At 73.6% G+C, this 10,909-nt stretch carries 12 protein-coding genes; 9 read left to right on the top strand and 3 right to left on the bottom strand.

Annotated features, from left to right (window positions below; translation table 11 throughout):
- The first annotated feature begins 4 nt into the window (after positions 1 to 4).
- From nadC to AMOR_RS03045, 9 genes are all read left to right on the top strand, one after another.
- Positions 5 to 841: a carboxylating nicotinate-nucleotide diphosphorylase gene (gene nadC / locus AMOR_RS03085; RefSeq protein ID WP_248358327.1), complete on the top strand. Its 837-nt coding sequence runs from the start codon at positions 5 to 7 to the stop codon at positions 839 to 841.
- Positions 842 to 945: 104 nt separating this feature from the next.
- Positions 946 to 1,938 (top strand): biotin--[acetyl-CoA-carboxylase] ligase, encoded by a 993-nt coding sequence (locus tag AMOR_RS03080; protein ID WP_248358325.1) that lies wholly within the window; start codon positions 946 to 948, stop codon positions 1,936 to 1,938.
- Positions 1,939 to 1,987: 49 nt separating this feature from the next.
- Positions 1,988 to 2,752, top strand: coding sequence for a type III pantothenate kinase (locus tag AMOR_RS03075; RefSeq protein WP_248358323.1), 765 nt, complete (start codon positions 1,988 to 1,990; stop codon positions 2,750 to 2,752).
- Positions 2,749 to 3,300 carry a tetratricopeptide repeat protein gene (locus AMOR_RS03070; RefSeq protein ID WP_248358321.1) on the top strand — a complete coding sequence of 184 codons (552 nt, stop codon included), beginning with the start codon at positions 2,749 to 2,751 and terminating at the stop codon, positions 3,298 to 3,300. Before AMOR_RS03075 ends, AMOR_RS03070 begins: the two co-directional genes overlap by 4 nt.
- 1 nt (position 3,301) lies before the next feature.
- Positions 3,302 to 4,441, top strand: coding sequence for a hypothetical protein (locus tag AMOR_RS03065; protein ID WP_248358319.1), 1,140 nt, complete (start codon positions 3,302 to 3,304; stop codon positions 4,439 to 4,441).
- Positions 4,442 to 4,497: 56 nt separating this feature from the next.
- Complete coding sequence (gene murJ / locus AMOR_RS03060) at positions 4,498 to 6,102, top strand: murein biosynthesis integral membrane protein MurJ (RefSeq protein WP_248358317.1); 1,605 nt, start codon at positions 4,498 to 4,500, stop codon at positions 6,100 to 6,102.
- A gap of 155 nt (positions 6,103 to 6,257) precedes the next feature.
- Entirely contained in the window at positions 6,258 to 6,473 is a 216-nt protein-coding gene (locus AMOR_RS03055; protein ID WP_248358316.1) for a hypothetical protein, read from the top strand.
- A 14-nt stretch (positions 6,474 to 6,487) separates the two neighbouring features.
- A complete protein-coding gene (locus AMOR_RS03050; protein ID WP_248358314.1) occupies positions 6,488 to 6,853 on the top strand; it encodes a hypothetical protein in 366 nt (121 codons plus the stop codon).
- A 102-nt stretch (positions 6,854 to 6,955) separates the two neighbouring features.
- Positions 6,956 to 7,267, top strand: a complete 312-nt coding sequence (locus AMOR_RS03045; RefSeq protein ID WP_248362666.1) for an STAS domain-containing protein — start codon at positions 6,956 to 6,958, stop codon at positions 7,265 to 7,267.
- A 181-nt stretch (positions 7,268 to 7,448) separates the two neighbouring features.
- Here AMOR_RS03045 and AMOR_RS03040 read toward each other — a convergent pair whose 3' ends face one another.
- From AMOR_RS03040 to AMOR_RS03030, 3 genes are all read right to left on the bottom strand, one after another.
- Positions 7,449 to 9,233, bottom strand: a complete 1,785-nt coding sequence (locus tag AMOR_RS03040) for a response regulator (protein WP_248358312.1) — start codon at positions 9,231 to 9,233, stop codon at positions 7,449 to 7,451.
- Between the two features lie 130 nt (positions 9,234 to 9,363).
- Positions 9,364 to 10,170 carry an anti-sigma factor family protein gene (locus AMOR_RS03035; RefSeq protein ID WP_248358310.1) on the bottom strand — a complete coding sequence of 269 codons (807 nt, stop codon included), beginning with the start codon at positions 10,168 to 10,170 and terminating at the stop codon, positions 9,364 to 9,366.
- A 16-nt stretch (positions 10,171 to 10,186) separates the two neighbouring features.
- Positions 10,187 to 10,825: a sigma-70 family RNA polymerase sigma factor gene (locus tag AMOR_RS03030; protein ID WP_248358308.1), complete on the bottom strand. Its 639-nt coding sequence runs from the start codon at positions 10,823 to 10,825 to the stop codon at positions 10,187 to 10,189.
- Positions 10,826 to 10,909 lie beyond the last annotated feature (84 nt).

Here is a 10,909-nt window from a genome sequence, read left to right as displayed (position 1 = left end):
GCGGATGCCCCGGCTCAGCGCGCACGCCGAGCGCCTCGTCGAGATCGCCCTCGAGGAGGACCTCCTCCTCGGTGACGCGACGAGCGAGGCCACGATCGACGCGGCCGCGACCGGCGAGGGCAAGTTCCTCGTGAAGGAGGAGCTGGTCCTCGCCGGCACCGCGGTCGCGGCGCGCGTCTTCGAGGTGCTCGGGGCCTCCTGCCGGTTCGAGCGCGAGGACGGCGCGCGCGCGGCCCGCGGCGAGCTCGTCGGGACGGCGCGCGGCTCGGTGCGCGCGCTGCTCGCCGCCGAGCGGACGGCGCTCAACTTCCTGCAGCGCCTCTCGGGCGTCGCGACCGCGACCCGCCGATGCGCCGACCTGCTCGCCCAGGGCGGCAGCCGGACGAGGCTCCTCGACACGCGGAAGACCACGCCCGGCTGGCGCATGCTGGAGAAGGCGGCGGTCCGCGCAGGCGGCGGCAGGAACCACCGCGTGAGCCTGGGCGACGGAATCCTCATCAAGGACAACCACGTCGCGGCCTGCGGCGGCGTCGCGGAGGCCGTCCGGCGCGCCCGGGAGCGGGCCGGCGCCATGCTCCGGATCGAGGTCGAGGTCGTCGATCTCCCCGGGCTCGACGCGGCGATCGCTGCCGGAGCGGACATCGTGCTCCTCGACAACATGGACGACGCGGCGATGGCCGAGGCGGCGCGGCGCGCCGCGGGCCGGGTGCTGCTCGAGGCGAGCGGGAACATGACGCTCGAGCGCCTGCCGAGGGTCGCCGCGACCGGCGTCGACTTCGTGTCGATGGGCGCGATCACGCACAGCGCCAAGGCCGTCGACATCTCGTTCGAGCTCGCCTGACGCGCCCGGGACACCCCCGCGGCGGCCGCCCGGGGCCGGTCAGGCGGGGCCCGGGAGCGGCGCCGATTGACACCCGTCACCCGCCCCCGGAAGATCGCCCGACCGTGGCCTCCGACCCGTCCAGCTCCGAGGAGCTCGTCCTCTCCTTCCTCGCCGAGGCGGGGGACGAGTTCGTCTCCGGCGAGGCGATCTCGGACAAGCTCGGGCTCACCCGCGCCGCCGTCTGGAAGCACGTCGAGGCGCTCCGCGCCCACGGCTACCGGATCGACGCGGTGCCGGCGCGGGGGTACCGGCTCGCCGGGATCCCGGACCGGCTGACCGCGCTCGAGCTCAGGCCGCTGCTCAACACGCACGACCTCGGCCAGGTGCTCCACACGTACGAGGAGCTCGGGTCGACGAGCGACCGGGCGAAGGAGCTGGCCGACGAGGGCGCCGCCCACGGGGAGGTCGTGGTCGCCGAGACGCAGACCGCCGGCCGCGGGCGCCGCGGGCGGACCTGGATCTCTCCTCCCCGCCGGAACCTGTACTTCTCGGTGGTGCTCCGCCCCGACCTGCCGCCCGCGCGCGCCGCGGAGCTGACGCTCGTCGCGTCCCTCGCGATCTGCGACGCGCTCCGGCAGGCCGGCGTCGACGCCGGGATCAAGTGGCCGAACGACGTGCTCGTGGGCGGGAAGAAGATCGCCGGCATCCTCACCGAGCTCGCCGCCGAGCCGGACCGGGTGCACTGGGTCGTCGTCGGCGTGGGCGTCAACGTGAACGCGCGGGTCGAGGACTTCCCCGCGGAGCTCCGCGAGGAGGCGACCAGCGTCGCCATCGAGCGGCACGAGCCGGCGCCGCGGGCGCTGTTCGCGGCGGCGTGCCTGACCGCCCTCGAGGGCTGGATCGACGTCCACGCGGAGCAGGGCTTCGCGCCGATCCGCAACGCGTGGCGGGAGCGGTCGGTCACGCTCGGCCGGCAGGTCCTCGTCCGGTCGGACGGCCGGGAGATCGCCGGCGTCGCCGAGGACATCGACGAGCAGGGCGCCCTGCTCGTCCGGACGCCGGAGCGGGTCGAGCGGATCCTCGCTGGCGACGTCCACCTCCTTCGTCCCCGGTAGCGCACGCCCGCGTTGACCGTAACGGCCCGCGAAAGCTAGGCTCCCGCCCGTGCTGCTCGCCATCGACGTGGGGAACACGAACACCGTGCTGGGGGCCTACGAGGGCACCCGGCTCCGGCATCACTGGCGCATCGAGACCAGCCAGACGCGGACGTCCGACGAGTACGGGATCCTGCTCCGCCAGCTCTTCGGCGCGGCGGGGCTCGACCCGTCCCGGGTCGACGCCGTGGTCGTGTCGAGCGTCGTCCCGCCGCTCGCGTTCACGCTCGAGCAGATGGCGGTGCGGTACTTCGAGCGGAAGCCGCTCTTCGTCGGCCCCGGCATGAAGACCGGGATGCCGATCCTCTACGAGAACCCGCGCGAGGTCGGCGCCGACCGCGTGGTGAACGCGGTGGCCGCGTACGAGCGCTGGCGGCAGGGGCTCGTCGTGGTGGACTTCGGCACCGCGACCACCTTCGACGCGATCTCGACCAAGGGCGAGTACCTCGGCGGCGCGATCTGCCCGGGCATCGGGATCTCGATGGAGGCCCTCTTCCGGAGCGCCTCCAAGCTGCCGCGCGTCGAGTTCATCAAGCCGGCCTCCGTCATCGGCCGGAACACCGTCGCGTCGATCCAGGCCGGCCTCGTGTACGGGTACGTCGGCCTGGTGGACGGGATCTGCGCGCGCATGGCCGAGGAGCTCGGGTTCTCGCCCAAGATCGTCGCGACCGGAGGGCTCGCCCCGCTCATCGCCGGCGCGTCGAAGGCGATCTCCGAGGTCGACGAGCACCTGACCCTCGACGGCCTGCGCATCCTCTACGAGCGCAACCGGTGACGGCGGCCCCGCTCACCGAGGCGCGCGGCGGCGACGCCGAGGCGGCCGCTGCGTTCGACGAGGGCCAGGCGGCCTTCGTCGCGCGCGATCTCTCCGCGGCGCATTCGGCCTTCGAGCGCGCGCACCGCCGCGATCCGCGCGATCCCCGCTTCATGTCCTGGTACGGCGTCACGCTCGTGCTGGTCGAGAGGAACTCGAACCTGGGCGTCCTCCTCTGCGACCAGGCGCTGCGCCTCGCCGGCGCCGACCCCGAGCTGCTCCTCAACCAGGCCCGGGTGCACCTCGCGCTGAACCAGCGCGAGCGCGCGGTGCGCGCGGTGGCCCGCGGCCTCGAGCTGTGGCCCGACGACCCCCGCCTCGCCTTGGCGCGCGACGCGCTCGGCACGCGCCGCTCGCCGGTGTTGCCCTTCCTCTCCAGGAACAACCCGCTGAACCGCGCGCTCGGCCGCCTGCGCCACCGGTGGCAGCGGCGTCACGGGCCCGCGTACGAGCTGTCGCCCATCGCCCTCGGCGTCCCCGCCGCGCCCGAGAGCGGCGACCGGAGCTGAGATGCCCGACTGCCCCATCCCGCTCGACGCCCTCCCGAAGCCGCTCCAGAAGCACGCAGACGGGAAGGCGCCCCCGCCGCTCCGGATGATGGGCGCGAAGGGGCTCGTCCCGGCGGTCGCGCCGGTCGACCTCGTGACGCTGCTCTTCGTGCTGTCCTTCGACGCCGACGCGGTCGTGCGGGAGACCGCCACGAGGACGGCGGAGGGGCTGCCCGAGAAGATCCACGGCGTCGCGCTCCGGTCGGAGGGGCTCTCCGGGCCGGTGCTCGACTGGCTCGCCGACCGGTTCGCCGGGAAGGACGCGGCGATCGAGCTCGTCCTCCTGAACGCGTCGACGCCGGACGACACGTTCGCCCGCCTCGCCAGCACGGTGTCGCAGAAGCTCGCCGACATCGTCCGCCAGAACGAGCTGCGGCTCCTCCGCCATGACGCGATCGTGCGGGCGCTCTGCGCGAACCCGAACGCGCTCGCGTCCACCATCGACGGCGCGTGCGACTTCTGCGTCCGCAACGGCCTCACGCTCCTCGACGTGCCGCAGATGGTCCAGGCGCACGAGCGCGTCTACGGCGTGAACCCGGCCGCGAGACCGCCCGAGCCCGTCGAGACCGCCGCGGCGCTGATGACGGAGTACCAGCGCGAGCTCGCCTCCGACGCCGCGCCCGAGGGGTCCCCCCGGGCCGAGACCGAGGAGGAGGCGAAGAAGAAGCTCAACATCACCCAGCGCATCCTCAAGATGAGCGTCTCGGAGAAGATCAAGCTCGCGACCCTCGGGAACAAGGAGGCGCGGACCCTCCTCCTCCGCGACTCGAACAAGCTCGTGTGCATGGCGTCGGTGACGAGCCCGCGCATCACGGATGGCGAGATCCTCTCCCTCGCGAACTCGCGGACGGTGAACGCGGACGTGCTCCGCTACATCTACTCGACCCGCGAGTTCCTGAAGAACTACGCGATCAAGACCTCGCTCGTGAAGAACCCGAAGGTCCCGCTCCCCACCGCGCTCAAGATGCTCTTCACCCTCCAGGAGAAGGACATCAAGGAGCTGGCCCGGGATCGCAACGTGCCGCAGACGATCCAGTCGCAGGCCAAGGCGTTCATGATGAAGAAGGAGCAGGCCGCGAAGATGTCGGCGGGCAAGAAGTAGCGGTCTCCCCGCGGGCGTCCCTCGCCCGGCGCGGCCCCCACGTCATGTCCCAGGAAATGGCGGCCCAGGCGAGCGCGGCCCCGGTGCGGGTCGGCCGGGCGGTGTGGCTCTCCGCGGCGACGATGGCCTCGCGCCTGCTCGGGCTCGTCCGCGACCAGCTCTTCGCCATCCTCATCGGCGCGAACCGGTTCTCCGACGCGTTCGTCGTCGCGTTCCGGATCCCGAACCTGCTCCGCGACCTCTTCGCGGAGGGCGCGCTCTCGTCCGCGTTCGTCCCGGCCTTCGCCGAAGCCCACGGGAACCGCGGGGCCGACGCGGCCTACCGGCTGGGTAACGCGATCGTCGCCGTGCTGCTCGTCGTGGTCGGCACGATCACGATCGCCGGCGTCGCGTTCGCGGGGCCGATCGTGCGGGGCATCGCCCCCGGCCTCGAGGAGCACGCCCTCGCGGCGACGCTCACCCGCGTCATGATGCCGTTCCTCCTCCTCGTGTCGCTGTCGTCCGTCGCGATGGGGATGCTGAACGCGCAGCAGCGGTTCACGGCGCCCGCGCTCGCGCCGGCGGTCTTCAACGTCGGCTCCATCGCGGTGGGCCTCGGCCTCTGGGCGGCGGGGCTCCCGCCGCACCGGGCCGTGATCGGCTGGTCCATCGGGACGGTCCTCGGCGGCGCGCTCCAGCTCGTGGCGCAGCTGCCGTCGCTCCGCGCGCTGGGGTGGCGCCCCCGGCTCGTGCTCGCCCGCGCGGCGCTCGCGGATCCCGGGGTGCGGCGCATCTTCCGGCTCATGGCAGCCGCCGTCGTCGGCCTGTCCGCGACGCAGGTGAACGTCCTCGTGAACACGTTCTTCGCGTCCCACGTGGAAGGCGCGACCACGTGGCTGCAGATGGCGTTCCGGCTGATGCAGCTGCCGCTCGGGGTGTTCGGCGTCGCGATCGCGACGGTGGCGGGCGCCGGGGTCGCGCAGAAGGCGGCCGCCCGGGACATGGCGGCGGTGAACGCGACCCTCGCGTCCGCGCTCCGGCTGATCGCGTTCCTGAACGTGCCTTCCGCCGTCGGGCTCGCGGTGCTGGCCCGGCCCATCATCTCGCTCATCTACGAGCACGGCCGGTTCGGGGCCGCCGACACCGACGCGACGGGGCAGGCCCTGATCTGCTACGCCCTCGGGCTGTACGCGTACTCGGGCGTGAAGGTGCTCGCGCCGGCGTTCTACGCCATCGACAAGGCGCGGGTGCCGGTGATCGGGAGCGTCCTCGGGATGGTCTCGAACGTGGCGCTGAACGCCGCGCTCTTCCCGGCGCTCGGGTACCGGGGCGTCGCGCTCGGGACGTCGCTCGCGGCTGGCGTGAACTACGCCGTGCTCGCGTGGGCGTGGCGCCGGCGGGAGGGGACGCTCGGCGGGAAGGGGATCCTCGTCCAGCTCTGGAAGGTCCTCGCCGCCTCGGCGGTCCTCGCGGTCGTCGCCTGGGCGGTGCAGCGCGGCCTCGGCGGCGTGCTCCCGCCGCGGAAGACGCTGCCGCGCCAGCTCCTCCTCGGGCTCCTGCCCGTCGCGGCCGGCGGGCTCGCCTACCTCGCCGCGGCGAGGGCGCTCGGCATCCCCGAGCTGCAGGAGCTCGCCACGGCGCTCCGCCGCCGGCGTACACCACCCGCCCCGCCTGCCGCCTGACGCGCGGCGTGGCGCCCGCCCGCCCGGTCGCGGCCTCGCCCCGATCGGCCGAGGAGCGGGCCATCTCGGGCCTCGTTCGCCTCCCCGGGGCTTTGGCCGCCCGTGGTGCCGGGTCCTACCTTGCCGCGAGGGACGAACGCGCGAGCGAGGTCACGATGGAGAACGGCGGCAGGGGCGAGGGGACGTCGCAGCTCAGGCGCGACGCGGAGGACATCGCGGCAGACATGCAGGCCCGGCTCGAGGGGCTCCGCGGGTACGCGGAGGACGCGGGGGACTTCATCCGGTCCTTCGCGCGCGAGCGGCCGGTGGCGGCGGTCGCGATCGCGGTAGGGGTCGGTTTCATCCTGGGGCGGATGCTGTCCCGCACGTGAGCGGAGGTGGAGCGATGGAGCAGCGGAGCGGGACGGGCGGCATGGCAGGGCAGGAGGTCGGGGAGCTGACCGACGCGCTGCGCGACCTCGGCAGCGAGGCGCGCGAGGCGGTCGGGCGCCTCGCGGAGCAGCTCGAGCTCGAGCGTCGGATGGAGGAGAGCCCGATGGCGGTGCTGGGCGTGGCCGCCGCGGCGGGGTTCGTCCTCGGGGGCGGGCTGTGGCCGGTGCTCCGGCCGTTCCTCAAGGCGGCGGTCCGGACGGCGCTGTCGCCGGCGAACCTGCTCGCCATCGGCGCAGCGGTGGGCGCGATGCGTGCGGCGCAGGGCCGCGACGACGGGTCGGAAACGACCGCCGGCTCCGCTTCGGGTGAGACACACTGACCGACGCGAGAATCACACGCACTCCGTTGGGTTGGCCCGTTGACCGCTCGGCCCGCCGATCGCACCCTAGACGCCTCTCCGAGAGAGGTGAGGCAAGCAATGATGGACGTGACGCGCGGATCGCACGGCGAGCTCATCATTCGCATAGACGGCACGTTCGATCGGCAGGCGGCCATCCGGCTCTCCGGGTGGCTCGGCGAGGTTCCACGCAACGCGCCGGTGGTGCTCGATTTCTCGCGCGTTCGTGAGTTCCACGACTTCGGCCTCGCCGCCATGGCGGGGCCGCTCGCCGGTCTAGGCGGGGTCCAGGTGCTCGGACTCGGCTGGCACCAGCAGCGGCTGCTCCGGTACTTCGGTGTCGACCTGTCGAAGCTCAGCGTCCCGCTGCGCGGGGACGAAGAGGCGCTCGGGTAACGTCCGGCGGCGGCGCCGCGGCTGCGGCTCCGCCCCGCGCGAACAGGCGTGAGCGGTGCGAAGGCGCGGGGCGCGACAGCGCACCCCGCGCCGTGTCGTTTCTGCGCAGAGCCCGTTCGTGGGGGGCCTGGCGAAGCGTGGCCACGAGTCGACCTTCGACAGGCTCGGGCGAACGGTCAGGTCAGACGTCGCGACCGAGCGCGGCCGCTGCCGCGGCGCGGCGCTCCTTCTCCGCGGGAGTCTCGGCGGGCAGCCCCTCCTCGAGGAGCTGGACGGCGATGGCGAGCGCCTTCCGGACCTTGTCCTTCACCTTCTCGTCGTTCTTGATCTTCTGGTACGCCTTGAGGACACGCTCCTCGTGCTTCGCGTTGGCGGCCTCGACCTCGGCGACGCGCTTCTTCATGTCGGCGGTGCGGGTCTCGACCTCGGCGCGGGCGCCGTCGGCCTCGCCGCGCGCGGCGAGGAGCTCCGCCCGGGCCTCCTCGAGCTGACGCTCGAGCGAATCGGCGCGGCCCGCGGCCTCCTCGAGGGCGGCGAGCTCCTCGGCCTTCCGCCGCGCCTCGGCGACGGCGTCCTCGGCGCGCGCCTCGGCCTGGTCGGCGGAGCGCTCGGCGGCCGCGAGTCGCTGCCTGAGGTCATCCAGCTCGCCCTCGGCGGTTCGCGCCTGCTCCGCGGCGCGGCGCGCCTCCTCGCGGGCCGCCTTCAGGTCGGTCTCGAGCCGGCGCGCCTGTGCGACCGCCGCCTCGCCCTTCGCGCGGGAGGAGGCGAGCTCGACGTCCTTCTCGGAGAGGGCGGACTCGGCCTCCTCGGCCCGGCGCGTCGCGTCGTCGGCGCGCCGGGCGGCGTCGTCCGCGCGCGCGCGCGCCTGCCGGAGCTCCGCGTCCCGGCCGGACGCGGCGGCGCGCGTCTCCGCGAGCGCCTGCTGGGCGTCCGCGAGCTGCCGCTCGAGCCGCGCGGCGCCCGCGCTGCTCGCGCCGGTCGCGCCAACGGGCGCACCGGCGAAGGGGGCCGCCGAGATCGGGATCACCGGCGCGGGTGGCGCGTCGTCGAGCAGCTTGATCCCCGCGGCGCGCAGGGCGTCCGCGCTCGCGCCGCGCACCGGCGGTCGGACCGCCTCGAGCTCGCGGTCCAGCTCCGCAGCGGGATCCGCCGCGGTCGCCTCCGTCTCCCCGAGGGCGGCCTCCAGGTCCAGCTCCGCCTCCGGAAGGGCGGGCGGCGGAGGCGCGAGGTCCTCGTCACCCCCGAGCGCCCCGAGGGCGGCCTCGGTCTCGTCGTCGAGCGGCCCGAGCCCGTCGGACGCGCGGGCCGGCTCGTCCGCGAGCGACGCGACGGCGTCGACGTCCTCGGCGGGGGTGGGCGGCTCGTCCCGGAGGTCGAGCTCGACCGCGGGCGTCTCCGCGCGCGGCGCGGTGAGCCCCTCGAACGCGTCGTCGAGCAGCGCGAGCGTCTCGTCGGCGCCCGCGCTCGCGGCGGGCTCCTCCGGGAGCGCGCCGAGATCGAGGTCCGGCAGCTCCGCCTCCGGCTCCGCCGGGAGCGCCTCGAGCCCCATCTCCTCCTCGAGGGAGACGAGCTCCTCCTCGCCGGCGTTCTCCGGGAGCCCGACGAGCCCGCCGAGCATCTCGACCAGCGCGTCGGAGGCGTACGGCTTGAGCTGGTACGCGTCGGCGCGGACCTTCAGCGCCCGGTGCTTCTCGAACGTGTCCGCGGTCGCCTCGGCGCTCGTGAGGACGAGCGGGATCGTCTTGAGCGCGTCGTCCTTGCGGAGCTTCTGGCAGACGAGGTAGCCGCTCATCCCGGGCAGCTCGACGCAGAGGACGATCGCCGTGGGACCCCACTCGCGGGCGAGGTCGAGGCCCTCCTTGCCGTCCCCGGTGACGCGCACGTCGAAGCCGGTCTGCTCGAGCGCCTGCGAGACCTCCGCGGCGAAGGCAGAGTCGTTCTCGATGAGGAGGATCTTCTTGGACATCGGGTGGTCCCGGCCTGGCGAGGACGCGGCGCGAGCGACGCGCGCACGGTGCGGAAAAAGCTGGGAAATGTTACCCGCGGCCGGCGCGCAGTGTCAAAAGACGCGCCAGCCGCCTGCGCAGCGCGGATCGCTATCGGCCGGCATCGGCCTGCGCGGTCCGGACGAGCTGCAGCAGCGCGGTCTCGTCGAGATCCGAGACGAGCGAGTACACGATCTCGTCGTCGCGCCAGACCGCCACGTTGTAGCCGCTGCCCTTCGTCACCCGCACCACGCCGTGCGCGAGCCGCTTCTCGTCGCCGGGTGCGTCGAAGCGACGCTCGGGATCGTCGACGATGAAGAGGCCGGCCTGCCCGGTGGGGAGCCGGTAGCGGATGTAGGCGGCGGGCCACTGCTGCAGGTTCGAGAGGCGAGCGCCCTCGGCCGCGGCGCCGCCCGCCTCGAGGTGCGGCGGCGCGGGGCGGAAGGGAAGCTTCCCCGTGAACCAGGGGACCATCGACGCCGCGTCGACCTCGAGCGGCAGCGACCGGTGGTGGTACGTGATCGCGTCCTGCACGAGGAGCTCGTTCGGACCGCCCCGGACGACGAGCACGGCGAGCGCGCCGGCCGCGCACGCGGCCATCGTCGCGATGGGCACCGGCGCGAACGCGCGGCGCCACAGCGGCCGCCGCTCGCGCGCGAGCGCCTGCTCGACGCGGGCGCGGAGCTGCGGCGGAGCGCGACCTCCGGGCGCCGTGCCGCCCATCGCCTCGCGCAGCTTCGCCTTCAGCGCGGTGCGCATCCGCGCCTGGGTCTCGACCTTGGCGCGACAGCGTGGGCACGCGGAGAGGTGGGCCTCGGCCTCGCCGATCTCCTGGGCCTCGAACTCGCCGTCGAGGTACGCGTCGAGGGAACGCTCGAGCTCGGCGCAGTCCATCGTCGGAAGGGCGTTCGGCGACATGGCGCGTCCGGGGCCGTCAGGCCGACTTGCCGCGCTTGCGGCGGTACGTCTCGAGGTCGATGCTCTGCCCCTCGCCGGGATCCTGGAGCACGCCGGAGACGACCGCGTAGCTCGCGAGCGCCTTCTGGAGGAGCCGGCGTCCGCGGTAGAGCCGGCTCATCACCGTGCCCACCGGGACGTCCAGGATCTCGGCGATCTCCTTGTACGAGAACTCCTGCAGGTCGGCGAGGATCACGACCATGCGGAAGTCGATGGGGAGCGAGTCGACGGCCTTCAGCACGTCGTCGGAGAGGAGGCGGTCGAAGAAGTACTGCTCCGGGTTCGCGGCGTACTCCGCGGCCTCGCGCGAGACGAACCGCTCGTGCACCGCGTCACGCTCGGAGCCCTCGACGATGTTCCGCTCCTTCACCGACCGGCGATACCGGTTGATGAACGTGTTCGTCAGGATCTTGAAGAGCCACGCCTTCATGTTCGTGCCGCGCTCGAACTTGTCGAAGAAGCGGTACGCCCGGAGGAAGGTGTCCTGGACGAGGTCCTCGGCGTCGCGGTCGTTCTTCGTGAGCCGCAGGGCCGCCGAGTAGAGCGGGTCGATGTGCTTGAGCGCGAGCTCCTGGAACTCGTCGCGGGTGAGGTCGTTCTGGCGCAGGTCGAACATTCGGTTCTCTGAAGCTCCCGATCGGTTCTATTCCGGACGCCGGGCTTCCGCTCCCGTTCGTTCCACTTCTTTCGGACAGGGAAA

Source organism: Anaeromyxobacter oryzae (genome assembly GCF_023169945.1).
GTDB lineage: Bacteria > Myxococcota > Myxococcia > Myxococcales > Anaeromyxobacteraceae > Anaeromyxobacter > Anaeromyxobacter oryzae.
The sequence above is the reverse complement of the archived record's forward strand: the minus strand, read 5'-3'. Positions and strand labels throughout refer to the sequence as shown.